Annotated in this window: 28 protein-coding genes and 2 pseudogenes; 17 read left to right on the top strand and 13 right to left on the bottom strand. The window is 63.3% G+C overall.

Features of this window, described 5'->3' with window-relative positions:
- Positions 1–49: 49 nt before the first annotated feature.
- From nrdJ to ACIQWR_RS19100, 12 genes and pseudogenes are all read right to left on the bottom strand, one after another.
- The gene (nrdJ, locus tag ACIQWR_RS19155; protein ID WP_404010665.1) at positions 50–2,053 is read right to left on the bottom strand and encodes a ribonucleoside-triphosphate reductase, adenosylcobalamin-dependent; all 2,004 of its coding nucleotides are present in this window, start codon (positions 2,051–2,053) and stop codon (positions 50–52) included.
- 10 nt (positions 2,054–2,063) lie between these two features.
- Complete coding sequence (locus ACIQWR_RS19150) at positions 2,064–2,252, bottom strand: hypothetical protein (protein WP_404010662.1); 189 nt, start codon at positions 2,250–2,252, stop codon at positions 2,064–2,066.
- Positions 2,249–2,815, bottom strand: coding sequence for a hypothetical protein (locus ACIQWR_RS19145; protein ID WP_404010660.1), 567 nt, complete (start codon positions 2,813–2,815; stop codon positions 2,249–2,251). Before ACIQWR_RS19145 ends, ACIQWR_RS19150 begins: the two co-directional genes overlap by 4 nt.
- The gene (locus ACIQWR_RS19140) at positions 2,812–3,567 is read right to left on the bottom strand and encodes a hypothetical protein (protein WP_404010657.1); all 756 of its coding nucleotides are present in this window, start codon (positions 3,565–3,567) and stop codon (positions 2,812–2,814) included. The genes ACIQWR_RS19145 and ACIQWR_RS19140 overlap by 4 nt, the downstream gene beginning before the upstream one ends.
- Before the next feature lie 54 nt (positions 3,568–3,621).
- Entirely contained in the window at positions 3,622–3,873 is a 252-nt protein-coding gene (locus ACIQWR_RS19135; protein WP_404010654.1) for a DUF3310 domain-containing protein, read from the bottom strand.
- Between the two features lie 11 nt (positions 3,874–3,884).
- Positions 3,885–4,571: a toprim domain-containing protein gene (locus ACIQWR_RS19130; protein ID WP_404010875.1), complete on the bottom strand. Its 687-nt coding sequence runs from the start codon at positions 4,569–4,571 to the stop codon at positions 3,885–3,887.
- Between the two features lie 46 nt (positions 4,572–4,617).
- Positions 4,618–4,788, bottom strand: a pseudogene (locus tag ACIQWR_RS19125) (CHC2 zinc finger domain-containing protein); the annotation flags it as partial.
- Position 4,789: 1 nt separating this feature from the next.
- A complete protein-coding gene (locus ACIQWR_RS19120; RefSeq protein WP_404010652.1) occupies positions 4,790–5,038 on the bottom strand; it encodes a hypothetical protein in 249 nt (82 codons plus the stop codon).
- Positions 5,035–5,493, bottom strand: coding sequence for an endonuclease VII domain-containing protein (locus tag ACIQWR_RS19115; RefSeq protein ID WP_404010649.1), 459 nt, complete (start codon positions 5,491–5,493; stop codon positions 5,035–5,037). Before ACIQWR_RS19115 ends, ACIQWR_RS19120 begins: the two co-directional genes overlap by 4 nt.
- A 35-nt stretch (positions 5,494–5,528) precedes the next feature.
- Complete coding sequence (locus ACIQWR_RS19110) at positions 5,529–6,350, bottom strand: AAA family ATPase (RefSeq protein WP_404010646.1); 822 nt, start codon at positions 6,348–6,350, stop codon at positions 5,529–5,531.
- A 31-nt stretch (positions 6,351–6,381) separates the two neighbouring features.
- On the bottom strand, positions 6,382–7,224 hold the full coding sequence (locus tag ACIQWR_RS19105; protein WP_404010644.1) for a RecB family exonuclease: 843 nt from the start codon (positions 7,222–7,224) through the stop codon (positions 6,382–6,384).
- Positions 7,221–7,565 (bottom strand): hypothetical protein, encoded by a 345-nt coding sequence (locus ACIQWR_RS19100; protein WP_404010641.1) that lies wholly within the window; start codon positions 7,563–7,565, stop codon positions 7,221–7,223. Before ACIQWR_RS19100 ends, ACIQWR_RS19105 begins: the two co-directional genes overlap by 4 nt.
- Positions 7,566–8,102: 537 nt before the next feature.
- Between ACIQWR_RS19100 and ACIQWR_RS19095 the strand changes: the two genes are divergently transcribed.
- Positions 8,103–8,951: a helix-turn-helix transcriptional regulator gene (locus ACIQWR_RS19095; protein WP_404010639.1), complete on the top strand. Its 849-nt coding sequence runs from the start codon at positions 8,103–8,105 to the stop codon at positions 8,949–8,951.
- Between the two features lie 31 nt (positions 8,952–8,982).
- On the top strand, positions 8,983–9,387 hold the full coding sequence (locus ACIQWR_RS19090) for an acyl-CoA thioesterase (protein WP_404010638.1): 405 nt from the start codon (positions 8,983–8,985) through the stop codon (positions 9,385–9,387).
- A 91-nt stretch (positions 9,388–9,478) separates the two neighbouring features.
- Here ACIQWR_RS19090 and ACIQWR_RS19085 read toward each other — a convergent pair whose 3' ends face one another.
- The gene (locus ACIQWR_RS19085; protein WP_404010635.1) at positions 9,479–9,964 is read right to left on the bottom strand and encodes a hypothetical protein; all 486 of its coding nucleotides are present in this window, start codon (positions 9,962–9,964) and stop codon (positions 9,479–9,481) included.
- A gap of 699 nt (positions 9,965–10,663) precedes the next feature.
- Between ACIQWR_RS19085 and ACIQWR_RS19080 the strand changes: the two genes are divergently transcribed.
- The 15 genes and pseudogenes from ACIQWR_RS19080 to ACIQWR_RS19010 all read left to right on the top strand — a co-directional run.
- The gene (locus tag ACIQWR_RS19080; protein ID WP_404010632.1) at positions 10,664–10,966 is read left to right on the top strand and encodes an HNH endonuclease; all 303 of its coding nucleotides are present in this window, start codon (positions 10,664–10,666) and stop codon (positions 10,964–10,966) included.
- Between the two features lie 33 nt (positions 10,967–10,999).
- Entirely contained in the window at positions 11,000–11,185 is a 186-nt protein-coding gene (locus ACIQWR_RS19075; protein ID WP_404010630.1) for a hypothetical protein, read from the top strand.
- Positions 11,185–11,622: a hypothetical protein gene (locus ACIQWR_RS19070; protein WP_404010629.1), complete on the top strand. Its 438-nt coding sequence runs from the start codon at positions 11,185–11,187 to the stop codon at positions 11,620–11,622. The genes ACIQWR_RS19075 and ACIQWR_RS19070 overlap by 1 nt, the downstream gene beginning before the upstream one ends.
- Positions 11,623–11,656: 34 nt before the next feature.
- Positions 11,657–12,220 (top strand): hypothetical protein, encoded by a 564-nt coding sequence (locus tag ACIQWR_RS19065; RefSeq protein ID WP_404010627.1) that lies wholly within the window; start codon positions 11,657–11,659, stop codon positions 12,218–12,220.
- A 36-nt stretch (positions 12,221–12,256) separates the two neighbouring features.
- Positions 12,257–13,267, top strand: coding sequence for a hypothetical protein (locus tag ACIQWR_RS19060; RefSeq protein ID WP_404010624.1), 1,011 nt, complete (start codon positions 12,257–12,259; stop codon positions 13,265–13,267).
- Positions 13,268–13,289: 22 nt separating this feature from the next.
- Positions 13,290–14,792: a phage portal protein gene (locus tag ACIQWR_RS19055; RefSeq protein ID WP_404010621.1), complete on the top strand. Its 1,503-nt coding sequence runs from the start codon at positions 13,290–13,292 to the stop codon at positions 14,790–14,792.
- Positions 14,793–14,855: 63 nt separating this feature from the next.
- Positions 14,856–15,404 carry a hypothetical protein gene (locus tag ACIQWR_RS19050; RefSeq protein ID WP_404010619.1) on the top strand — a complete coding sequence of 183 codons (549 nt, stop codon included), beginning with the start codon at positions 14,856–14,858 and terminating at the stop codon, positions 15,402–15,404.
- Positions 15,405–15,474: 70 nt separating this feature from the next.
- A complete protein-coding gene (locus ACIQWR_RS19045; protein ID WP_404010616.1) occupies positions 15,475–16,584 on the top strand; it encodes a hypothetical protein in 1,110 nt (369 codons plus the stop codon).
- Positions 16,585–16,620: 36 nt separating this feature from the next.
- Positions 16,621–16,962: a hypothetical protein gene (locus ACIQWR_RS19040; protein WP_404010613.1), complete on the top strand. Its 342-nt coding sequence runs from the start codon at positions 16,621–16,623 to the stop codon at positions 16,960–16,962.
- Positions 16,959–17,288 (top strand): hypothetical protein, encoded by a 330-nt coding sequence (locus ACIQWR_RS19035; protein WP_404010610.1) that lies wholly within the window; start codon positions 16,959–16,961, stop codon positions 17,286–17,288. The genes ACIQWR_RS19040 and ACIQWR_RS19035 overlap by 4 nt, the downstream gene beginning before the upstream one ends.
- Positions 17,288–17,617, top strand: coding sequence for a hypothetical protein (locus ACIQWR_RS19030; protein ID WP_404010607.1), 330 nt, complete (start codon positions 17,288–17,290; stop codon positions 17,615–17,617). The genes ACIQWR_RS19035 and ACIQWR_RS19030 overlap by 1 nt, the downstream gene beginning before the upstream one ends.
- Positions 17,617–18,000 carry a hypothetical protein gene (locus ACIQWR_RS19025; RefSeq protein WP_404010604.1) on the top strand — a complete coding sequence of 128 codons (384 nt, stop codon included), beginning with the start codon at positions 17,617–17,619 and terminating at the stop codon, positions 17,998–18,000. The genes ACIQWR_RS19030 and ACIQWR_RS19025 overlap by 1 nt, the downstream gene beginning before the upstream one ends.
- A 111-nt stretch (positions 18,001–18,111) precedes the next feature.
- A complete protein-coding gene (locus ACIQWR_RS19020; protein ID WP_404010601.1) occupies positions 18,112–19,023 on the top strand; it encodes a hypothetical protein in 912 nt (303 codons plus the stop codon).
- Between the two features lie 80 nt (positions 19,024–19,103).
- Positions 19,104–19,394 carry a hypothetical protein gene (locus ACIQWR_RS19015; RefSeq protein WP_404010598.1) on the top strand — a complete coding sequence of 97 codons (291 nt, stop codon included), beginning with the start codon at positions 19,104–19,106 and terminating at the stop codon, positions 19,392–19,394.
- Between the two features lie 412 nt (positions 19,395–19,806).
- Positions 19,807–21,333, top strand: a pseudogene (locus ACIQWR_RS19010) (tape measure protein); the annotation flags it as partial.
- Positions 21,334–23,637: the final 2,304 nt, after the last annotated feature.

The following is a 23,637-nucleotide window of genomic DNA, read 5'->3' as shown; positions in this document are numbered from 1 at the left end:
CTCTCATTCGCAGTGTCACATTCCAACTTGATGATGCGTGATCTAACTCTCAGACAGGGCAGGCGCCAGAGGCGCAGACCTCGTCATATCCGGTATCCGCCACCACTTCTCCGATTTCGAACATGCGCTTCTCGTACTCCTCCTGGGAGATCCGCTCGTACGGGGACTGCGGGCGGCTCATCTCCGGGAAGATGGTGGTCCCCTTGAGGACCGGCAGGAAGCCTCGCAGCGTCTCGTACACGTCCATGACGGTGTAGGTCTCCGGGTTCACCGAGGCCGTGAAGGACACCGCCTGGTCGGCCCACAGCTCCTGGTACATCCGCTGGACCGAGAGCATCTGGTCAAGGGTCAGCTCCCCCGAGTGCTCGAAGGCGTTCGCACACTCGGGATAGTCGGGCAGGAGCGGATCAACGGTCGGGATTTCGACCACGACCGTGTTGGCCGAGTACACGCAGGGTTCGGTGCGGTAGCCCTTCCTCTCGTACGCCTCGATCTGGGCCCTCTCCGTGGGCTCGATGGACGAGAACCGGATGCGGCGCAGGAAGAAGTCCGAGAAGGGCGGGTGGATGCCCTCCCCCGATGCGCTGGCGAGCTTGGACGTGGTCCCGGTCGGCGCGATCACCCTCTTCTTGATGGGTACGGGAATGCGCAGCTCGTTGGCGTACTCCGCGGCGGCCAGGTCCACCGTGTCCGCGAAGTGCTCCAGGTCGAATCGGACGCTGGGGTTGTAGGGGGCACGGCTGTACTTGACGCCCAGCTTGAAGAGGTAGTCGGCGAAGCCGAGGTGACCGACTCCGATCCGCCGGTACTTCTTGATGGCCTGGGCGGACTTGGGGTCCGCCACGTCGGCGAAGGTCGCTCGGATCAGGTAGCGGGTGGCAAGCCGGTGGGCGTCTTCGAGTCCGGCGATGTCGACCTCCCCACGATGAACGAACTTACCGAGGTTGACCGATCCGAGGTTGCAGGGCTCCCACGGGTTCAAGGTCGCCTCTCCACAGGGGTTGGTGGTGTAGGTGCCGTCCACCTCACCCTCGGCAGTCAGCGTCGAGTTCCAGAACCCAGGCTCCCCATTCCCAAGGGCCCCCTCGGAAATCGCCTTCATGATCTTCTGGGCGCGAGGGTTCTTCTCGTCCAGGGCCTTCATGAAGGATGCGTCGATCTCGACGGAGATGTTCGTCGTCCACATCGCCGCTGTGTCCGAAGACTTGCACGTCAAGAACTCCTCGATCAGGGAATCGGCCCAGTGCATGATGCTCATGCGGGCCGACCTGCGAACTCCGCCCGCGACGATGGCCATCGCGATCTGATGGTCTATCGCCATGGCGTCCATGCCGTTGAGGGGCCAGCCAGCGGCCTCCGAGAGAATCCGGCCGACCTCGATCATCATTTGTGCGAATGGCTCGGGGCCCGAAGCCGTCCCACCGAAGCTGCGCAGCGGGGCTCCCTTGCCTCGGACGCGGCTGACGTCGAAGACCCGGTTGTGGTGCTTCATCGTCGGCTCGTGGGCTGAGCGGATCAGGTCACCGAGTGCCCAGGCCCAGCCTTCCCGTGAGTCCTCTACCGAGTAGGCCCCGGCCCATGTGTAGTCGTACTCGGTGCTGATGAGTCCGGCCTTGTCCAGGTCCTCGTAGTCGGGGTGGGCGGGGTCGCACACGATGTGCGTGGTCACGCAGTTCTCGACGGTCGGGGCGCGGTCGAGGTATCGACTGCTGTAGTTGCTGCCGACGCCCCCGCCCTCGGCCAGCCGCAGGAGGGTGAACGTGTAGTGCTCGGCCGGGTCCTCGGACCATCCGGCGGCCCAGCAGTTGTTCAGCGCGAAATCGTTCACGCCGCTGCTCTTGAGGTGCCGGCCCGCGGGCAGGAACTTGAAGTTCTGGATCAGGTCGATGAGGGCCTGGCGCTCGTCGGCCTCGATGTATCGCGGCTCGACCAGGCTCAGATTTCCGTCCACGACACGGGCGACGGTTTCGGGCCAGGTCTCCTGTGACCCGTCGGGCTTCTTGCGGGAGTAGGTGCGAAGGAAGACGGTTTCGGCGGTTTCGGTCTGGAACAAGCGATATCCCTTAGTGGTTGGCCGTGAGTGCGGCGGTCAGCATTTCGATGACCTTGGGAAGGTCCTGCCGGTCGATGTTGAACTCCGCGCTGTCCGTTGCGTTGTGGAGTCCGAGGTAGACGGGCGAGAGGGTGCCGGAGTCGTAGATCACGTCGCAGGCGGTGTCGTGTCGGCCGTAGGTGTGGCGGGTCTCGATCACTTCTGGACCTTTCGTCGCAGGGAGCGGTTCATCTCGTAGGAGAGGGCGATGACTGCCCGCTGGCAGGCTTTCTGGTCCGCGTCGGAGGCGAGGGGGATACCAAGGACGTAGCGGCTGTGGAGGAGCCGCTGATACCGCTCGTTGATGCGCCTCATGGCGTCCTCGGCGTCCAGCCGGGCCGTGTGCAGGTTTTCACTCACGGTGCAGTGGTTGAGGTCGTCCTTCTTCCCGATGAGTCCGCTGAACTCTTCGGCGGTGTAGATCATGGTCAGGAGGGCGGTCTTGGCCTCGTCGGCGGTGTAGAAGTACTCGCCGTCCACCAGGTCGCGGTAGAGCCGTTCCTTGGCGGCGTACCGCTTGCCCGCCGTCCAGAAGATCCGCTTGAGGAGGGCTTGGTCATCGACGGCCAGGGCGACGTTCTTCCGTTCCCGGATGGCGTGCTCCAGGATGGCCTGCTTCACGTCGTCGGCCTCAACGATGTGCCAGCGTTCCGCGATGGAGTAGGCGACCTTCCCTGCGAGATCTGCCAGGTAGGCCCAGTCGAGTTCGGACTGCTCGGTCATGCGGCGGCCTTCCTGGCGAACTGCCCGTTCTCCCCGCGGCGCAGGGCCCCGTAGCGCTGGCCCTCGACCGTGAAGGACCCGTCACTGGCCATGGGGACCAGGACCGGTGTCACGTCGCCGTACTTGCCGATGTAGAGCACGGTGAAGCCGGCCTGCCAATTCGTCGCCCCGCGCTTCAAGTAAGTCGCCTTGTTGATGTCCATGAAGTGACCCACCTCGACGCCGGTAAGCGTCTGGAGGTTGCCCTTGTAGCCCCGGCTCTCGTTGATGAGTCCGAGCTTGTGCACGTGGCCCATCACCACCGACTTGCCCATGGCCCGAGCCGCCGACATCGCGGACCCTCCGGCGTACCTGCTGGAGGAGAACCCGAGGTGCCCGTGTGTCGCCGTCCAACCGTCCGCGAAGTCGTAGAAGTCGCCCAGGTCGGTGATGTCGAACCCGTGGTAGTCAAGTAGTTCCGGCTCATCGAAGGCGCCCGTGTTCGCGAGGGCCGGCGCGTACTTCCGAAGGTAGTCACGCGGCCGGTCGCCGTGGTTCGAGCGGAGGATTCCGAACCGGCCGTCGAAGACCTCTCGCACGGGGGCGAGCACCTTCCGCTTGGTGTAGGCGGCCTGGTCGTAGACGTCGTCCTCGAACTCTCCGCGGCTTCCCTTGTTCCAGCGAGAAGGGGCGGTGAAGTCACAGGTGTCACCTATCCCCAGGACTTCGTCCGGCTCGAAGTCCTTGACGAAGGCGATCCAGTTCCGGACCATGCGGGGGTCTTCGAGGGGTGCCTGAACGTCAGGCAGAACAACGATTCGCTTCATTCACTTCTCCACGCGGATGTTGGCGATGTACTTGTTCGCGTACCAGATGAGCTTTCGGAGGTCCTCACTTCCGCCGTCCTGGTGCTTGTGCTGGCAGCGCATCAGGTACTTGATCTGATTGCCGAGGAGGTAGCCGAGGAAGGCTTCGTGGGTCATCGACGCCTGAATGATGTCGATGACTTCGTACCGGCCCTGGGTGTAGTGCGGCGGATGATCAATATCAGAAATGTCACATTCCAACTTCGCCGCCATGGAAGATGGACTCATGACAAACCGCATTTCTCTCGGAGTGCTTGGGGTCCGAACTCGTTCACGAATCGGCACACGTCGTACTTCTTCTCGAAGTAGATGGGGACGAGGTTGGGCAGGCGTTCGGCGAGCTTGGCTATGAACTGCTCCCCGGGACCGTCTCCGTCGGTGAACCCGAAGACTCTCTCGTATCCGAGGAAGGCCGGGTCGAAGTGGTCCCGCCAGGAGGACACACCGGATGATCCGGGGCAGGGTATCTCGGCGATCTCGGACGCCATGCCGTCGAACTCGCCCTCGCTGATGCCGATGTACGGCGACGGCCGGATGAGGGCCTGGGTGTTGTAGAGCATGGGCTTCGAGCCGGGGAGGCTCTGGTACTTGCCGTGCGCTTCGTGGTCCTCGACGTCCCGCCAGGTTCCGTCAGGATGTTTGACGCATCGCTCGGTAATGCAACGGAACCGGATCGTCGCCACCCCGTACTCGCCGCCTGCGGGGCGGAGGTAGGGAATCGCGAGCCGGCCCTCCTGCTTCTCATGACCCGTAGCGGGGTGCTCCACGTAGCCGAGGCCCATCCGCGTCGCGATGCTGTCCAAACCTCGGTGCCTGATGTACTCCGCGGCCGGGCTTCCGGGGAAGCTCAGGCTGTAGCTCTGGGCTATGTCCACCAGCGATGCGGAGGGTGGCGAACTCTTGAGCAGCACGGAACCCGATCCCTTCCTTCCTCATGATCACGTCGTAGCCGTCTTCACTGATGTCGCAGACGAAGCACGACCAACGGCTCTTGAATGAACTAACTGACGCACTGGGGTTGCTCTCGGCATGCTCGGGGCAGTGGATCTTTTCCCAGCCACCCTTCCCCTTCACGTCCACCTCGGGGTAGTAGTGCCGGAAGACCTCGATGATGTCCGGCTTGCTCATCTCACATTCCAACCTTGAGGGCCGACTCAAGTCGGAGCTGGGCCACGATGTCCACCTCGATACGAACCAGCTCGGCCAGGGCGGGAATCCCCATCTCCTGACGCATGGCGGCCTGGCGTCCCTTGTAGATGGCCACGGCCCGCTCGTGAAGACCGAGCTGGGCTTCGGCCTCCAGGAGCCGCAGGAGCTTGGTCAGGTTGGTCTTGCGGGTGAAAGTGACATAGAGGGTGCCGCCGTCGAAGCTGATCATTTCCCGTCTTCCTTGTGGTATCGCTCGCCGATGATGCGGATGGCCGGCGGATCTTCGAGGTAGGTCGCCGCACTGCGCAGGATGGTTGGGCTGTCGCGGGCCCCCTTGGCGATGAGCTGGTTATTGCAGCGGCGACAAAGGAGGCCGCGGACCAGGCCGGTCTTGTGGCAGTGGTCGACACTCAGGCGCTGCTGTCGTGACTGCCGACAGATGGCGCACTTGCCGCCCTGCTCCTGAAAGAGGGCCGAGTATTCGCCCGGACCAAGTCCGTAGGTGGACTGAACCCGGGCCTCATGGGAACTCGCGCTGCGAGTGCGCTTCCTGCATGACGCGCACACCTTGCCACGCGTGGAGGTGTAGAACTTCTCCGCCCGACTCCGGTCGCACTTCGCGCACTTCCGGTAGCCCTTCCTTGGAGGATTCATTCCCCCGCCCTTCTTCATCCAGTGTGTCACATTCCAACTCTTCGACCAAACGGAGAGGCTGTGATCTAGAACTCGTCACTCAGGTCGGAGATTTGAAGGTTCGACGTATCGACCTCGAAGGAGGCGTACGTCTCGCCAGAGGGGTCCGCGAACCCCTCACGATTCTTCACGGGCGACATGTGCAAGGTGCGTCCGTTCATCCCGTCGACCTCGGCATGGATGGTGCACACAAGCGCGGGTACGCGGCCGATCTTGCCTTTGACCCCATCGAGGGGGATCGGCTTGAGTCCGGAGCTGTACTCGCCGACGACGTGATGCATGGCCATGACATGGGCGTGAGTCTCCCGCGCCATCTCGTTGAAGTAGTCGCAGAGCCCTTCGAGACCGAAGGTGTACTCCTCGGCGTTCAAGGAGCCGCCCCCGTCTACATTGGTGATGTTGTCCACGATCACCAGGTGCGGGTAGATACCGAACACTTCCCGGTAGCACTCAAGGTGCAGCTCGATCTCCTTCGGAGTCGGCCGGGCCTGATAGTTGAACCGCAGCCACCAGCGCTTCGCGAGGGCGGCCTCGTACTCGGCGAACGATCCGTCGTTGGCGACGAGCTTCCTCTTGATGTCCCGGGCGTTGTCGCCCGTGATCATCGCCGTCGCACGGGAAAGCTGGGTGGCCGCCGTACTGTCGGCGGAGAAGTACATCGTGGGGACGTTCGACCACACGGCCAACCACAGGGCGGCGAGAGACTTCCCCGTACCGCCTCCGGCGCAGACGACGGAGAAGTCTCCGCGACGGAACTCCACTTCGAGTTTGGAGAGCCCGGTGAAGGGGTTCTTGAGGGGCTCGCCGGCCGCCCCGCGAACCAGGATGGATTGGTTCAGGCTGAACAATTCAACACCTCCATAATCTCACATTCCAACTTCAGCGCCGCGAAAACGCGCATGCGTACGACACGTCGCAGAACCGGCAGCCGAATCCGGGCTGGGGCGGGAAGTCGCCGGCCTTCACGCCTTGGTCCATCCGTACGATGCGCTCGGTGATCTCATCGGGGTCGGCGTCGGCCAGCTTGACGGGCCGGGAGACTTTGCCGGTCTTGGCCAGGTACCAGTCCCCGTTCGTGACGGGAGCCTCCTCGGGGTAGAGCTGGTTCACCGCGAGGCCGTAGACCCAGAGCTGGAACTTGCTCTTGGTGGAGCCGGTCTTGAGGTCCCGGACGCGTCGACTCATGTCCACGTTCAGGAGAACCTGGTCGATGAAGCCGCGGACCTTCACTCCCCCGAACTCGGCCATGAAGTAGAGCTCGACGGCCGGCGTGCCGTCCGCCACCTGCCAGACACCGTCCCTCTTGTGCTTCTTCGGATGCCACAGCACGGGCGCGTTCTCCTGGACGTACTCCACGTACTCACGTGTCTGGCGTGAGCCCGCCTCGTAACGCTCCTCCAGGTCGTCAGCGGCGGTTCCCTTGTTGGCCCTCATCCACCGCGCAATGTCGTTGAGCTTCCCCATGTCCCGGTTGATGCCGTCGCAGTACTCGTCCTGGAAGACCCTCACCACGTCGTCTACGGCCATCTCGCGCCCGGACTTCTCGAACTCTTCGGCGGCCGTGTGGAAGGAGGTCCCGTGGGTACTCCAGGCCGCGGGCCGGGGCTCCACCTTCTCCGCCCGCTTGAGCCAGCCCTTGTACGGGCATTCCTCGTACTCGGTGACCTGACTGACCGAGCGGGGCATTCCCGCCCAGCGCTCATAGTTCGCCTCTACGGTCACGCGTGCGCCTCCTGAAAGATTCCGAACTGAATAAATGATGTGGACCCCTTCATCCTGGGATGGGGCCATTCACAGATGTCGCTGTAGACGATGAAGCAGTCCTGCAACGGCCGCCCCATCCTCGCTTCGAGGAGGGCAAGCTGCTGCTGCTCGGCGGCCCCCATGTTGCTCCCGATGGTCACGGTCGTGATCTCTCCGTAGGCGACAGCGGTCGCCGTCACGATTCCGGACGCGGTTGTTTCCGCGGGCCGCCCCGACCACTGCTCGCACTGCGCAAAGGCAGCGACGATTTCAGCAGCCCGAACATGGACCTTCACGCCTTCGAAGGTTTCGAACACCATGCTCCTCTTTCACTTCCGACGGCACCGGCCGCCACGCCTTGAACCCTACAGGCGCAGGTCAGCTGAGTGTCACACTCCAACTGTGTTGACAGTCACAAATCGCACGCCTTCACGTAACGATGCGACCGATCCGTCAGTGTGACGATCCCCACGGCAGCGCAGACGCATATCTCTCCCCCCGGGGGCATGCACCCCCATAGCGGGCCGGCCGCTCAATGCGGCCCGACCCTCACCCCGACAGCAACTCCCCATGCACCGAACGGGAGTCAACCGCACGGCGCCGGGGCGCTTCCTTGATTCTTACCCATGCCGAACCGGAACGACGTTTCCGGAAGTCGCGCTCCATGAGTTACCTGCGTTACACCTTCGGCTGAGCACACAACCATCTCGCCCTCTCGCTCGTCTTCGCTAAAACGCCTACTCCGCGGCGGCCTCAACCTGCCCTCTCGGAGGCCAAAAATCCTGACCTGACTGTCAGACGGCTCCGGTAGGGTCTGGGTAAAGAAACGCAAAAGCGACTCACGGGAGAAAAAGCAAATGCAGGATGGTTTGGCAGGGAACTCTCACACCGACTCTGAATTCGGTGACGAGAATTCTGGTCTGCCACGGTTCTTGCGCGCATGGCGGGCGGCAGCAGGTCAGAAGATGGGCCTCCACAAGCCCATGCCGCAGGCTCTCGTGGCCCAACGCTGCGGCATGAGTGAGCGGTGGGTCAGGGACATGGAGAAGGGCTACATGCCCCGGCCCGACCGCGAGGCCATGGAGCGCCTGGCCGACGCGTTGCTCCTGGAGCCCGACCAGCGATTGACGCTCTTCCTCTACACCGTGGGCTGCACCCCGCCCGCAGGCGTGACGGCCATCCACGACTCTCCGGAGCACAGGGCCATACAGCTGGTTCTGGACCAGCAGGACCCCCGGCCGGCCTACGTCTCCGACGCCGACTGGAATGTCATCGCGTACAACCGGCCCATGGGTGACTGGTTCCCATGGGTGCGGGAAGAGGGCGCCAACCTGATGCACTGGGGGCTGATCAACCCCGAGTCCCGCGCCCAGCTCGTGAGCTGGGAGAGCCATGCCCGCGTGTACCTCAGCATGATCCGCCTGGAACTCGCCCGGAACCGCAGCACCAGCGTTCTGCCCCAGATTTTGGAGCAGGCCCTTGAGGACCCGCTGATCCGCGGCTACTGGGCAGAGGACACGACTGTGGTCGCCAACCGGGACGGCCATCACTTCCGGCTCCGCCTCCCCCGCTTCGACGGAGAGATCGACCTCATCTCCCAGGTCTTCATTCCCGCGCGCTTCGAGAACCTGCGCCTGGTCCTGCTCACCTGGCCCCACGAGGCGGAGAGCCCCACCGGCTTCATGGTCCCGCCCGTCATCGGCTGAACCTCACTCACACACAAGCGAGCCCGTAGAAATGAATGCATTCACCTTCCAGTGCCAGATTCGCTGGTCCGACATGGACGCGAACAATCACGTGAACAGCTCGGTCTACTCCCGGTACCTCGAAGAGACCCGTATGAACATGTTCGCGGACCTAGTACCGGAGGACCCGGAAGAGCGTCTGGCAGCCAACTTCTTCGTCAGCGAGCAGTCGATGAAGTTCATCCGGCCGCTCGTCTACAGCACGGCCCCCGTCACCATCACCGCACGGGTAACGGGGATGAAGGCCGTCTCCTTCACGCTCGACTGCGAGATTCACGATGCCGAGGCCACCTACGTCAAGGCCAGCACCCTCATGGCGGCCTTCGACTCGAAGGCCGGCCGGGTTCGAAGGCTGACGGACACCGAGCGGCGCTCCCTTGAGCGGTTCATGAACTAACTAACTGCACCGCTGTACGGCAGAGCAGAAACCCAACGGGCCCCCGGCACACACCCGGGGGCCCGCTGCCGTCCCTAAAGGCCGGCTCGTCTTATTCGTCGGCGAGGGTGATCGCGTTGAGGTGGTCACCCTCGGGAAGCTCGCGGTCCTTGGGCCACCGCACGATCAGCGCTCCATCCGCGTCGGTCCTGGGCTCCAGCACGAACCCGCCTGGCGCTTCGCGGTCGTACGTGACGATCAGGTTCTTCTCCCTGATCTTCTTCTCAAAGCGGGCCGCGGCCAACAGATGGCTCTCGTTGAGCTGGTCGTCACCAAGCGCCGCCCGCAGGTAGGCCCGAAGCTGCTTCGCCAAGTAGGTGTTGTGGTGCGAGCCCTTCTCCTTGGTCGTCAGCACGTCCCACGGGATCAGCTCTGTGATGACCGTCTTGGAGACCTGCCGCCGGTAGTACCCGCCCAAGGTGAGCGCCTTGTTCACGGCCTGGCCCGAGACGCCGTAGCGCTTCCCGACCTGCTCGTCGGTCAAGCCCTGCTGCGAGAGACGGATCAAGGTGTTGAGATCCGGCAGGAGCTTCTCCACAGCCTCGGCTCCTTCCATGTGACGTGCACCGAACGCGCTTACATGATCGAAGGTAACACTGGGATCGACTCGCGAAGCGCCAGAAAGTTGCATCACACTCCAACCTGAGAGGCATGTCACATCCCAACTCGAATGTTCGTTCGACCGAACGTCCGACAATACGTGCCTTGTGTCACATCCCCACTTGGCGGTGTCCGCTTGCCACCTCCCGGACACCGACATAGTTAGTGAGAAGAAGAAAGAAGAGTTAGTAAAAGCTGATTCATTCTCCATAAGAGACATCCTCTCTGACTTACAAGAGTCAGAGAGAGATTCCTTCCTGTCGGATCTCCTGTCGAATATTTCCAGTAGAGATCCAGGAAGGCATTGGCCCCGGAGCCAGATCAGAAACCTCCGGGGCCTCTCATTCAACCGGCCGAGGGTGATCGCCTTGAGTCGGCCAAGGCAAGGTAGCTCCTTGCCGGCGTGGTGGTGTACGGCTGCACCCCGACAATAGGGGCTTTGAAAGCCCCGACGATAGGAAGACCGGGTTCAACTCCCGGCCAGCGCACGAGCGGTACGGAGTCCTGACAGGGAAACCCGGCGTTGTCAGGCCCTCGCAAGGGAGCGGCCCCGAAAGGGGCAGCGGTTCAAATCCGCCCTACCGCCATACAAGTTCACAGAGGAGGACCAATTCCGAGAGCCAAACAGATTTGCCTCATGAGCGGGTGTACCTCTGTGACCATCCGTTCCGGACGGTGTGAGGACCATGCTCCCCCGGCTCGCAGGAGTTGGGACCGGCCTTCGGCCCGCAACCAGAGCCGTCCAGGTGACTGGTCGTCCCGCAGGGCGAAGGTCCTGACCCGTGACCGGTTCACCTGTCAGAAGTGCGGCACGCGCGAAAACCTCCAGGTGGACCACCTCATCCCCGTCTCTCGGGGCGGGAGTTGGGAACTGGACAACCTCTGGACGCTGTGTGGCCGCTGCCACGCGCTCAAGACCTACTACGCAGACCGAGGCTGAGCCCGGTTAGTTCATGCATGGAGCCGTGATGTGATGACCGACCCCCAACCGTGGGACGCCTGGGCCGATGACCGCGACCAGGAGTACGCCCCGTACCGAGGACACCAGCCCTCGAAGGCCGCGGCGAAGCGGCGGTGGCACCAGGACGCGAGGACCGAACTGAACGAGCTCGGCGAGCTGTACGGGGTCTCACCCGACGTGGCGAACGGGGCGATCTGATGCCGGCCCGGCGCGGGCCTGCCCCGAATCCCAGCTCCGCCCGAAGGAACACGGATCACGCCCTGGGCGAGCGCAAGCTGTCCGGTCAGACCGGTACAGGCCGTGAACTCCCCAAGGCCCTCGGTATCACCACCTCCGGTGCCAAGCGCTTCTGGAAGACGTGGGCCTCGGCTCCACAGACCGAGGACTGGATGGACACCGACTGGGCCGAGCTGGAGATCGTCACGAAAATCGTGGACGCCTTCTACCTCGGAGACATGAAGCTCGCCGGGGAGATCCGTCAGCGCGTGGGCAAGTGGGGCGCCACCACCGAGGACCGGGCCCGACTCCGGATGTCCTTCGACAAGCAGGACCAGGCCGAGGCCGCGGGGCCGTCCGAGACCGATTCGCACGCAGACATGGATGCGGAGCTGTTCAAGCTCCTGAGTGAGGGTTGAGCACAGTTCTCCCCTGATCCCGAGAGGAGTTCAGATGCAGACCGGAAACCTCCCCAAGGGTGTGCCGGCCCCTCACGAAACTCTCGGCTACGGCATCATCCGGTGGGCCCAGACCTACATCGTGCAGCCCGATGGAGAGAGCGCGGGCGAGAGCTGGAAGTTCACGAACGAACAGCTCCGCTTCGTCCTCTGGCTCTACGCGATCAACCCGGACGGGACCTGGAAGTACTCGGCGGGCACCTTGCGACGCGCAAAAGGGTGGGGGAAGACGCCCCTGCTCGCCGCGTTGGCGATCGTAGAGTTCATCGGCCCCTGCCGGTTCAGCCACTTTGACGAGCACGGTCTTCCTGTCGGTAAGCGTGTCCCCCTGCCCGTCGTGCAGCTCGGCGCGACCGCGCTGGACCAGACACAGCAGACCCTCGACATGATTCGAGGAATGCTGTCCGAGTCCCCGGCCGAGAAGGAATACGGCCTGGAAATCTCGAAGTCGATGGTCCAGTTCAAGTCCGGCAAGCCGGGGTCGATCACCCCGAAGGCGACCAGTGGCCGCACGAACGAGGGAAATCGCCCAACCTTTGTCCGGGCCCCGGTGGATTGATTCTGCTGGGGCCCGGACGATGGGTGATTCATCGTTATGGACGAGGTACACCACTGGGTGTCCTCGAACGGCGGCCCTGACTTCTACCAGGTCCTCAAGCGCAACGTCGAGAAGACGACGAAGGCCGGCTCCCGCTGGGTGACAACGACCAATGCGTTCAACCCGAACGAAGACAGTGTTGCGCAGATCATCTTCGAGTCCGACATGGTGGCCAAGGGCTACTGGCTCTACGACTGCCTCGAAGGCTCTCTCGAAGTAGAAGAGATCCGTGACGGGGAGAAAATATCCGCAGCTCTGCGGGAAGCGTACGGAGATGCCCACTGGGCTGATATCGAAGGTCTGACGAAGACGATCCTCTACGACCGCACGACTCCCGATTCGACATACTTCCGCTTCTTCTTCAACCAGATTGCCGAATCAAGTGACGGTTGGATGTCGAAGGCCGAGTGGGACGCCTGCGAAGCCGAGAACGACATCGAGGCTGGCGAACAGATAGCAATCGGTTTCGATGGGAGCGTCCGAGGCGACGGAACTGCTTTGGTCGGCGTCAGATTGCGCGATGCCAAGCTGTTCGTCCTCGGCAAGTGGTTGCGCCCTGAGCACGCGAAGGACGACTGGGAAGTCGATGTCCTCTCGGTCGAGGCCGCCGTCAAGCGGGCCTTCAAAACGTATCGCGTGGAATGGATGTACGCCGACCCTCCGTGGTGGCAGGAAAATATTGGCCGCTGGGCTGTCGAGTGGGGCGACGATTTCGTTTTCGAATTCTGGACCAATAAGCCCACCCGCATGGTTCAGGCCGTCGAGCGATTCCGTACCGCTGTCATGGTCAGCGACCTCTCGCATGTTGGCGATCCCGAAATGACTCGCCATGTCCTCAACGCCGTTGTCCGTGAAGTTCCTCAAGGTGACCTGATCGTCAAGGACTCACCTCGATCCAAACGCAAAATCGATATCGCGGTGGCCGCCGTACTTGCACTTGAAGCACGCGCGGACGCGATTGCGGATGGACGTCTCCAGATCAAACGGAGGCGAGTAGTCGGTTTCTGAGCCCCGCTCGAAAGGGGCCCGGATGGTAGCTGCTCTTGATAAGTCGATAGGCCAGGAAGGCGTCATGTCGCCTCCGTCCACACCGCAGATGTGGATGGACTACCTGTCATCGAAGCTTTCCTCCCGGTCTGGTCGCTTCAAACGATTCGGGGAATATTACGACGGCAAGCATCAGAAAATGCTCTTCTCTCAGTCGAAGTATCGGACTGAGTTTGCCCACGTCTTCGACCGCTGGAACGACAACTTCTGCGGGTTGGTAATCGACTCGGTTAACGAGCGCATGTTCATCGACGGCTTCCGGCTCTCGAAGGAACCGGGCGAAGATGACCTGGCCCGCGAGATCTGGCAGCGAAACGGGATGGACGCGGCATCCAACTCCGCCCACCTGGACGCCATGATCCAGGGAGCCGCCTACGCGGTCATCTGGGGCGACGAGGCCGGCAAGGCCGTGATCTCCGTCGAGTCCGCTGAGCACGTCGTAGTGCAGTACAAGCCGGGCTCGCGCAACGAGATCGAGGCCGCGGCGAAGTTCTACGTCGATGACTGGGGCCGCCAGTTCTGCACTCTGTGGCTCGCGAAGTCGGTTCATGTCGGCAACTGGAAGATCGGTGGCTACACCATCGACGGGCCGGCCAAGCCGAACCCGCTTGGCGTCGTACCCGTCGTTCCCATCCAGAACCGGGCTCGACTCGTTGGCGAACCTATGTCGGATCTGGCCACGGTCATACCGATTCAGGATGCAATCAATAAGACCGTCTCAGACTCTCTCGTCGCATCTGAATACGCTGCCTGGCCCCAGCGATACGTGACCGGTCTGGAGATTCAGGAAGACGAGAACGGCCACCCGATCGAGCCTTTCAAGGTCGCCGTGGACAAGCTCCTCCAGGCCGAGGACCCAGCCGCCAGCTTCGGCCAATTCGAAGCCGCGAATCTCTCGAACTATGTCGACCTCGTGGACATGCTGACCATGCACATGGCGAGTATCGCGAGGGTGCCATTCCATTACATGCTCAAGGGCGGGCAGCCCCCCAGCGGCGACGCGATCACTTCGGCCGAAGCCGGTCTGGTGTCGAAGACCCGAGAGCGGATGCTTCACTTCGGTGAATCATGGGAGCGAACCATGCGGCTCGCCATCGCCGTCGAGAACGGCGGAAAGCTACGCGAGGAGTACGAGGCCGCGGAGGTTATCTGGCGCGATCCGGAGAACCGGACCGAGGCTCAGCACATTGACGCTCTTCTCAAGCTCCAGCAGCTCAACGTTCCGAAGCAGCAGCTCTGGCAGGATGCCGGTTACACCCCCTCTCAGATCTCGCGCTTTGATCAGCTCCTTGAAGAGGAAGCCAAGATCGAAATGGAACGGGCCGACAAGTATCAGACTGATGCTCAGAAGCAGGAGCTTGCCATCGCCCAGCAGGGCGCCGACGACAAGTCGACCGTCTCGGGGGCGAAGGCCAAGGCGAGTGCCATGAAGCCAGCGCAGGGCAACTCCGGTAACGCGAATCGTCAGCGCTTCGAGAAGAAGTAGAAGAAACGTTCCACCGACCGTTGCCGAAATGGCGACTGTCCCCTATCCGAAATGGATGATCACATGAGCGACGACCAGACGACTCCGGGCCTCGCCGATCCCGCCGGTACAAGCGGCGGCGCGTTTCAGGCTGAGATCGACAAGTGGAAGGCCCTGTCCCGCAAGAATGAGGAGCGCTTTAAGCAGGCGTCCACAGAGCTTGAGGGATACCGCCAGTCCCAGACGTCCGACACGGAGAAGGCCATCCAGGCCGCTCGGGCGGAAGCCCGAAACGCTGCTCTTTCCGAGGTGAGTACCAAGCTCATCAGCGCAGAGCTTCGCGCGGCCTCCTCGGCGGCCGGCGTCACTCTTCCCGGCGCCGACTATCTGAACCTGGATTCATTCCTCGGCGAGGATGGAAACCCGGACCCGGCGCGTATCGAGGCATTCGTGTCGTCTCTTCCCAAGCCGAGTACCGCGCAGCCTTACGCGCAGGATCTCGGCCTTGGTCGTCAGGGGAGCCCGGCCGCCGGCCAGCTCACTCGTGAGGACCTTTCCCGCATGTCTCCGAGGGAGATCAACGAGGCCCGCAAGGCGGGTAAGTGCGACGCCCTCATGCGAGGCGAAATCTAAGCACGTTCCTATTTTTGCGCTCAAGGTTGGAGTGTGACAATTGGGCCGTGCTTTTCACTAAGGAAACTATATGGCTGGTAACGACTTCACCACGCAGGCTGCTTCTGGTCTTCTGACCGGCGGCCCTGCCGGCCAGGACCCGACCCTTAAGGGTCATGGAGTCTTCGTCCCGGAGCTCTGGACTGCCCAGCTCCTCCAGGACCTTGAGGACAACCTGATTCTGGGCTCCGCTGAGATCACCAACCGGAACTACGAAGGTGAGTTCCGACGCGAGGGTGATCGCGTTCGCATCCCTCACTTCATCGACACCGTTGAGGACAAGGGTCTGGTGAAGGCTTACGGCGAGATCGGCGACAAGGACCACGCGGCCCTTGAGTACATTCCGATGACCGTGGGCAAGGGTTCCTCGTTCCACATCGAGATCGACGCCCTTCACCAGCTCCAGACGAAGAGCGGCATCGACCTCATGTCGGAGCTGGTCCGTCAGCGTGGCCGCCAGGCGGCCGTCTCCATCGACCGGATGCTGGCCCAGACTCTCACCGCGGCCGTCGTGGGCAAGGACCTGAACGGCGCGGAAACGATGCCGACCGACGCGTCCACTCTGCCCGCCCTCCACGGCAAGATCGACACGGTTGCCCCGAACGCTCTGGACTCCGAGGTCATCGGTGTCTACGACTACGTGGTGGCGATGCTGGAGAACCTGGACCTCAAGAATGCTCCCGACTCCCGGTACCTGTTCATCTCGCCGCGTCTACGGTCGCTGCTCCTGCGCGATCCGAAGTTCATCGACGCCGCCCACTTCGGTGGCGGCGCGGTCATGCCGTCCGGTGCCATCGGCACGATTCTCGGCATCCCCGTCCAGGTCTCGAACACCCTGGGCAAGGAGCGGCCCGGCGAGGCCAAGTTCGTCAAGGGCCGTCGCCACGACGCCCTCAACGCCATCGACATGTTCATGGGCTCCACCTCGGCCACCAGCCTCGTCATCCCGTTCGCGCAGATGGAGGCGTACAAGCCGGAGAAGTCCTTCACGGACGCCATCAAGAGCCGTGTGATCTACGACGCCAAGGTGATCCGGCCGGAGCAGCTTCTCGTTGCCACGGGGGTCGAGAAGGCGATTGTCGACCACAACAAGGTGGCCGTGGAGAAGAACCGGACCGTGGCCGTGCAGGCGGCCAAGTAACCCCCCTTTTTTGTGCCCAAAGTTGGGATGTGACAGATGGGTATCACCGTAGGCGACATCTCTGTCCGCCTGGGGCGCACGGTCGGGGACGATGAGAAGCCGAGGGTGGAGGCGTTCATTGAGGATGCCTCCGCCCTCGTGCGGGATCACTGCGGTAGCGGTTACGCGGAGACCCCGGGCATCAAGGCAGTGATCTGCGCCGAGGTCATCCGATGGCTTGCCGTCGCTCCGGGCATCGTCTCGGAACGCGTCGGGGACATCGCGGTCGAGTTCGGATCGTCCGCGACCACTCAGTCCCTCTCCCCTGCGGCCAGAACTTCCCTCAAGAGGTACCGCAGAAAGCTCGCCTCGATCTCCCTGATCCGGGAGGCGGAGTGAGGAACCTGTTCAGTGATGAGGTCCTGATTTTCCGCGCCGGCCTGACCGACACGGCCTACGGGAGGAAGCGGGACTGGGACCACGCGAGCGTGGTGTTCAAGGGGCTCGGTAACGTCCAGCCCGACCGCTCCTTCGAGGTCCGTTCCCCGGAACGGGAGACCGCTCAGGAACGGGTCTTGGTGTACCTGCCCTTCGGGGCCGACGTGGGTTCCGCGGACCGGCTCCGCTTCGGATCGCAGCTGTACGAGGTGGACGGCGTTCCCTCGCCGTGGGGGCACGGCTCCCTGCGTCACGTACGCGCTCGGGCCTGGCGGGTGGAGCACTGATGGCCGCCCGTGTCCGCCTGGTCCTCGATGAGACCGCCGTGCATCGACTCATGTCCTCGACCGAGACGGCCCGGATGCTCGCCCAGAAGGCTTCGGCCATCGCGGCGAGTGCGCGCGGATCTGCTCCGAAGAACCGCAGGGGCTCGTGGAACATGTACGCCCTCTCCCTCTCCGTCACCGCGTACGAGGTCGAGGGGATAATTCATTCAGCGGTTCAGGCAGACAGACACGCCCTCCTCATCGAGTACGGCTGGCGGGACAAGAGCGGTCGACGCCATCCCGGTAGCCACACCTTGAAGGACGCCCTTATGAAGGAGCGTGAGAGCTGATGTGCCTCGACCCCGTGTCGGTGGTCTTCGACTACCTCAAGGGCCTGAATGAACTAACCAACTTCGTGACCGGCGACCTGGTGGGCCGCGAGCCGGGAGACACGACGATCTACCTGGAGCACGCCGGAGGGCACCGGGTGGTCCGGGCCCGCATGGACCGGGCCGACATTACGTACCAGGTGTACGCGAAGGACCGGGCCGAGGCCGCGGCCGTCGCCTACCGGGTCCGCGAGCAGCTACTTGAGGATCTGCCGGCCCGCGTGGTGGGTGACGCCCTGGTGCTCGACGTGGACGAGGCGATCAGCCCGCGCTACTTCCCCGACGCGACGTCCCGGGAACACACCTATCAGGGCGAAGTGATCCTCTTCCTTACCGACGCGTAAGTCTGCGTACGGCCTCTCTTTTTTTGTCCTCGAAGTTGGAACGTGACATTTACGCCAGCTTCCCAGCCCCCTGCCCGGGGGCTTTTTTCATGCCCACTCACAGGAGGCCCCATGGCTGAGAACTCCGGCAATTCCAAGAAGATCCGCTTCGCGCCCTCGGGTGAGATCTACGTCGCGCCGGCCGAACGGGTCGCGAGCATCCTGCCCCGGGACACCGTCCCCTTCACTGCGGACGGCGACTTCCGTGCCCTGGGCTACGTGGACGAGGGCGGCGTGACCATCACCCCGTCCATCGAGACCGACCCGGTCAACGTCTGGCAGTCCGCGGTACCCGTCCTCTACAACGTGAAGAGCGCGTCCTTCCAGGTCAAGGCAACCCTGATGGAAACGAACCAGCTCACCACCGAGCTGTTCTTCGGAGCCAAGTGGGTACCGGCCACCGACAAGGAGGGCAAGGTCATCGCGGGCACCTACCGCCTCGACCTCAAGTCCACTCCCGAGCTTTCCGAACTCGCACTCGTCGTGGACTGGTCGCAGACCGTGGGCGGTCTGCCGGTCCGATACCGCTGCGTCATCGGCCGCGCCATGATTTCGGACCGTGGTGCGATTCAGCTCCAGCGCGCCGAGAACGGCAAGTTCGAGTTGACCATTGACGCCCTGGACCGTTCCGGAAACCTCGGCTACGTCCTCACCGACGACCAGGTCATCGACGGCCCCGTCGAGGTGGCGACCAAGGTCACCCTCCAGCCGGGGATCGTTGAGCAGAGCGGCCACTTCGATGTGGTCGGCCAGGGCTTCCCCAAGGGCGAGGCCGTCACCCTGACGTTCTCCTCCGAGACCGGCAAGTTCACCCGGACGGCCAAGGTAATCGAGGAGAACGGCGCCTTCGTCGTACCGGTCACCGTCGCGACGGATACCCCGATCGGTCAGTACACCGTCAAGGCCAGCGCCGGATCGGTCGTCAACGTGGAGGCCATCGGCAGGCTGACCGTGAATGCCAAGCAGGCGGAGCCCGGCAAGTAGCGGAAACGTTTCCCCGTGGCGGGGAGGGATAAATCCCCGCCCCCTTCTCATCATCCCCACACGTAATCCCAGGAGTTCCCATGGCCACTGCCAAGAAGACCACGACCGCCGCCAAGTCCGCCGAGGCGAAGGACGAGGACACCGCCTTCGAGTTCAAGGGCGAGCAGTTCCTCATCAAGTCCCCCATGAATCTTCCGGACGAGGTCCTGGACGTGATCGAGGAGGGCGCCGGTGAGCGTGCCATCACGCGAGCCATCGTCGGCCCGGAGCAGTGGGCCACGTACCGGGCCCTGCGCTGCACCATCGGCGAGTTCAACGAGTTCCTGGAGAAGGTCACCGAGGCCGCGGGCTTCGGTGAGCCGGGAAACTGATACAGACCGCCCGCATCCTGCATGAGTACAGCGATCCCCTTGAAGCCGACCTTCTGTCGCACTTCGGGGTTGACCTGCTCGACCTGTGGTCCGGGCGGCTGTCTCTACGCCGTGTCCATGTCCTGATCCAGGCTCTCTTCAAGAGACCCGGAGAGTCACTGCTTCTCATCGAGATCGATGACGCAACGTCCTGGACCGAGACCAATCACATTCTTGCCCGGATCTCCGATGGTCTCGAACTTTCGAACTATCTCTTCATCAAGGCCAACTCAGGCGAGGACGACGACCTCGCGCCCCCGGAGCCACTTCCCCGCCCAGGGCGGGTTGCAGAGAAGCCGAAGCCTCGCGAGTTCGCCTCCGGCGATGACGTGGCTTCGTTCTTCGACACCTTCGGCAACCCCTAGGAGGCTGCATGGCTACGCGAGGAAGGGCGCCGGTCAAGGTCGGCGCCGGTTACATCGAGATATACCCGGAGCTGTCGAAGACTGCGATGTCCCGGCTGCGCACGGACGTCACCACCCAGTTGACCGCGATGGGGAAGGCCGGCGCCGCCGCGTTCTCCAAGGGCCTGACGGGCGGCTTCCAAGGGATCGCAACGGCCACCTCAAAGGCGGCGAAGCAGGCCGGGAAGGCGACCGAGAAGGAAGCCCTCGACACCTCGAACAAGCTTCGGCAGATCGAGCGGTCCCTGACCCGTTTCCACGGCGAGGAGGCCGGAAGCCAGTTCCGTACCTACCGGAATCTGGCAAGGCAGCGCGAGCAGCTCGAAGAGGGAACGTCGCGGGTAACCCGGCAGGCGATTTCCGATACCGTCCGTGCGAACCGTCAGGTCACGCAGGACACGATCCGCCAGGCCCGTGAAGAGCAGGAACAGAAGGCACGTCTCCAGCGCGAAGCTTTGGCGGAGACCCGCCGACGCATCCAGGCGGAGCGGACCGAGGAACGGGCCTTGGCCCGCGACATTATCCAGGTCAAGCGCGAGCTGGCCGCTGCGGCTCGGCAGGCCGCTGCTGAGCAGAGGGCCGCCCAACAGGAGCTGGCCGCCGCCGTGCGCCGCAGGCTCGCCGAAGAGCGCGCAGCCAACCAGGCCCGGATGGGATTCCTGCGTGACGAGCTGCGGGGCCTCCAGCAGACCCGCTCGGCGTACGCCGACACGATCACCAGCAACCGCCGACAAATTGCCACCTGGGACCGGGAGCACCGCGCGTCCACGCGGTCCGCAGGAGAGCAGTGGAAGTCCCTCTCGCAGTCCACGGAGACCTACGGTCAGAACCTTGAGCAGGTCGGCCGGAGCATCACGCAGAACCTCGTGGCGCCTCTGGCCATCGCTGCCGGGTACGTCACCAAGATCGGTGCCACGAGCGCCGACATGCAGTTCTACTCCTCGGAGGGCCTGAACCGGGCCGGCTTCGATCAGAAGGAAGTAGCCAAGGGCCTCCAGGCCATCCAGGACTTCGCGGTTCACACCCCGTTCTCCCTGGAGGACATGACCGACAAGTTCTCCCAGGTTGCCCGCAACTTCGAGTCCTACGGCAACTCGACTTCGGATTCCCTCAAGAAGTCCGGACTGCTGATCAAGGGCATCGCGGACTACGCGGCCTCCTTCGGTGTCACCAGTCCGGAGAAGGTCAAGGGCGGCATGATGGCCGCCGACATGATGATGGACCAGGGCAAGCTGTCCACCCGGTACCTTCGTCAGTTCGTCCGAGGCACCGGTATCCCGATGAACGAACTCGGCAAGATCGCCGGGTACAAGGGTGGTCCCGACTTCCTCAAGGAGGTCCAGGACCCCAAGGGCGGTGTGAACTCCAAGGAGTTCTTCGACAAGTTCATCAAGGCATATCAGACGGCTCCCGGCGTCAAGGGTTCCGCGGAAGCTCTCGGTACCGGCTCCATCGGCGGACACTTCACGTCCGTCAAGGAGCAGATGCAACTGACCCTCGGCAAGCTCTTCGGTGGCTTCTCTGAGGAGACCGGAAAGTTCGAGTGGACCGAGCTTGGAAAGAACACGCACAAGCTCGCAGACAGGCTCCAGGACCTCGTTGAGGACCCGGACTTCCAGAAGCTCGCAGGTGGCCTGTCCGGCAACCTGATCAAGGCCCTGAACCTCCTCTTGGGCGGTGTCGAGAAGACACAGGAGTTCCTGAACGACCATCCCTGGCTCAAGGATCTCGTGGCCAAGGGCGTCAAGGTCGTCGCGGTGCTGGGGCCGCTGGCCATCGCCATCGGCCTGGCCACCAAGGTTCTCGGCAAGGTGGGAAAATCGTTCCTCCCGCTGATGAAGCTGACCGGTGGTCTGGCGAAGGGGGTACGCGGCGGCTACCGCACCGCGAACCAGTTCCTCTCCGGCGTCGCAGCCGGGAGGGGCAACTTCCGCGAGGCGTACCAGGCTCGACGTGCCGAGAACCACGACGGAGACGACCGCTCCCTTGCTCGGCGCGGTGTGGACCGCATGCGGGGGCAGGACAGTCGTTCCACCCGCCTGACGGTGGAGACGAGCGACGCCGAGAACGCGCTTCGGCAGGTGGATCAGCGAATCCAGCAGATCCAGAGCCGGATCTACAACCTCAACCGGGAACGGCTGAACTCGCTCGCCAACGAGCTGGGCGGCGAGGCCGGCACGAGTGTCCGCGGTGGCGCTCAGGGCGCTGACCGTGAGATCGATCAGGCCCGCCTGTCGGTACGGGAACTGAACCAGGCCCCGCTGGCCGAACTGGGTCAGCGACTCCTCTCCGTCAAGGAGAAGGCCGAGACGGCACAGTCCGGCATCAAGCAGGTCCGCCAGGCCGTGAGCGACCTCAATGACGGCAAGCTCGGCATGGTCCGTCAGCAGGTCGAATTCTTGAAGGAGAAGGCCGAGACCGCGAAGCGGTACATCGCGCAGGTGGCTTCCGCCGTACAAGACCTCAACGGCCGTTCCCTGGACAGTCTCCGCGCGAAGTTCTCCTCGAACCTCACCCCCGCGATCAGGGAGTCCCAGTCGGAGGCCAAGGGCCTCAACGACAGGATCAAGGACATCAACGGCCGCGCGCTGGGGCAGATCACCGGCAAGGTCCGCACCCTTCGTGACGCGCTCGACCAGGCCGAGAACAAGGCCGGTGGCCTCGGCGGCAAGCTCGGCTCCGTCAACGAGCTCACTGGCTTCGGCGGAGGCGGCAACGGCAAGAACAAGGGCAAGGGGCACGCTCTCGGTGGCATCATCCCCGGCTACGCGCCGGGGGTGGACAACTACCACGCGATCCTCTCCCCGGGTGAGGCAGTGCTTCGCCCCGAGGTCGCCAACGCCCTCGGCTCCGACACCATCAACGGATGGAACTCGGCCGCCGCCCGAGGCCGCATCACGCGGCACGCGAAGGGCAAGGCCGGTAAGGACTCCTCGAAGTCCGGGACATGGCCGCTCAGCATCCTGGAAGAGCTGTACGACATCGTGAACGTTGGCCCCGGAATCGGGGCTTTCGCTGGCGGTATCGGCATGGCCGGCGCCGGACAGTCGATCGGTGGCGAGACAGGTTCGAACGTCCGCCGCTGGGGTGCCCAGGCAGGCGGCGACGGCGCCGGCCGGTTGGTGAACGACCGCTTCGACAAGATGAAGGACTTCGTCCTTGAACGGGTTCCCTCGTTCCTGACGAAGGCGCCTACCGGTATCGGAAACCTTATCGGTATCGCCGCAGGCGGTATCGCGCCGACTGCCGGTCAGCTTTTCTGGGACGACGTTTGGAAAGGCGACGGAAACGTCCTCCAGCGCGGCGGTAACTTCATGACCGACATGGTGAAGGCCATCCCGCAAATCCTCAAGGATCTTGTATCGAACGTTTGGGATTCCGGCGCCGAAATCCTGGGAGCCTTGAAGGATGCCATCAGCGATCCGGTTGGTTTCTTCGAAGATGCCCTGTCGTCCGTGAAGTCGATGTTCCAAGGCATGGTTGATCAGGTCAAGGAAATGGTTCGCCTGCTCCAAGAGATCTGGTCAAATCCGTCCGAGTACGCGGAAGAGGTCTTCGACAACTTCGTCGTACGGGTCCAGGAACTGATGCCCAACACGAAGGGCCTCTTCCAGTTCGCGGACGGCGGGATCGTCCCTGGCTACTCGCCGGGCAACGACCGCGTTCACGCGATGCTCTCGCCCGGCGAAGCCGTACTGCGGCCGGAGGCGGCCCGATTCCTCGGCCACGCAGCCATTCAGCGACTCAATGCGGGTGCCAAGTCCGGCTCGCTCGGCGGTCAGGTCCAGCAGGGCGGGGGC

Source organism: Streptomyces sp. NPDC098789 (assembly GCF_044759975.1).
Lineage (GTDB): Bacteria > Actinomycetota > Actinomycetes > Streptomycetales > Streptomycetaceae > Streptomyces.
The sequence above is the reverse complement of the archived record's forward strand: the minus strand, read 5'-3'. Positions and strand labels throughout refer to the sequence as shown.

Coding starts and splice junctions, on each gene's coding strand:
- ACIQWR_RS19145 (WP_404010660.1), bottom strand. CDS start 2,815: ATGACCGAGCAGTCCGAACTCGACTGGGCCTACCTGGCAGATCTCGCA.
- ACIQWR_RS19140 (WP_404010657.1), bottom strand. CDS start 3,567: ATGGTCCGGAACTGGATCGCCTTCGTCAAGGACTTCGAGCCGGACGAA.
- ACIQWR_RS19135 (WP_404010654.1), bottom strand. CDS start 3,873: ATGGCGGCGAAGTTGGAATGTGACATTTCTGATATTGATCATCCGCCG.
- ACIQWR_RS19120 (WP_404010652.1), bottom strand. CDS start 5,038: ATGATCAGCTTCGACGGCGGCACCCTCTATGTCACTTTCACCCGCAAG.
- ACIQWR_RS19100 (WP_404010641.1), bottom strand. CDS start 7,565: ATGGTGTTCGAAACCTTCGAAGGCGTGAAGGTCCATGTTCGGGCTGCT.
- ACIQWR_RS19095 (WP_404010639.1), top strand. CDS start 8,103: ATGCAGGATGGTTTGGCAGGGAACTCTCACACCGACTCTGAATTCGGT.
- ACIQWR_RS19090 (WP_404010638.1), top strand. CDS start 8,983: ATGAATGCATTCACCTTCCAGTGCCAGATTCGCTGGTCCGACATGGAC.
- ACIQWR_RS19080 (WP_404010632.1), top strand. CDS start 10,664: ATGAGCGGGTGTACCTCTGTGACCATCCGTTCCGGACGGTGTGAGGAC.
- ACIQWR_RS19075 (WP_404010630.1), top strand. CDS start 11,000: ATGACCGACCCCCAACCGTGGGACGCCTGGGCCGATGACCGCGACCAG.
- ACIQWR_RS19070 (WP_404010629.1), top strand. CDS start 11,185: ATGCCGGCCCGGCGCGGGCCTGCCCCGAATCCCAGCTCCGCCCGAAGG.
- ACIQWR_RS19065 (WP_404010627.1), top strand. CDS start 11,657: ATGCAGACCGGAAACCTCCCCAAGGGTGTGCCGGCCCCTCACGAAACT.
- ACIQWR_RS19060 (WP_404010624.1), top strand. CDS start 12,257: ATGGACGAGGTACACCACTGGGTGTCCTCGAACGGCGGCCCTGACTTC.
- ACIQWR_RS19055 (WP_404010621.1), top strand. CDS start 13,290: ATGGTAGCTGCTCTTGATAAGTCGATAGGCCAGGAAGGCGTCATGTCG.
- ACIQWR_RS19050 (WP_404010619.1), top strand. CDS start 14,856: ATGAGCGACGACCAGACGACTCCGGGCCTCGCCGATCCCGCCGGTACA.
- ACIQWR_RS19045 (WP_404010616.1), top strand. CDS start 15,475: ATGGCTGGTAACGACTTCACCACGCAGGCTGCTTCTGGTCTTCTGACC.
- ACIQWR_RS19040 (WP_404010613.1), top strand. CDS start 16,621: ATGGGTATCACCGTAGGCGACATCTCTGTCCGCCTGGGGCGCACGGTC.
- ACIQWR_RS19030 (WP_404010607.1), top strand. CDS start 17,288: ATGGCCGCCCGTGTCCGCCTGGTCCTCGATGAGACCGCCGTGCATCGA.
- ACIQWR_RS19025 (WP_404010604.1), top strand. CDS start 17,617: ATGTGCCTCGACCCCGTGTCGGTGGTCTTCGACTACCTCAAGGGCCTG.
- ACIQWR_RS19020 (WP_404010601.1), top strand. CDS start 18,112: ATGGCTGAGAACTCCGGCAATTCCAAGAAGATCCGCTTCGCGCCCTCG.
- ACIQWR_RS19015 (WP_404010598.1), top strand. CDS start 19,104: ATGGCCACTGCCAAGAAGACCACGACCGCCGCCAAGTCCGCCGAGGCG.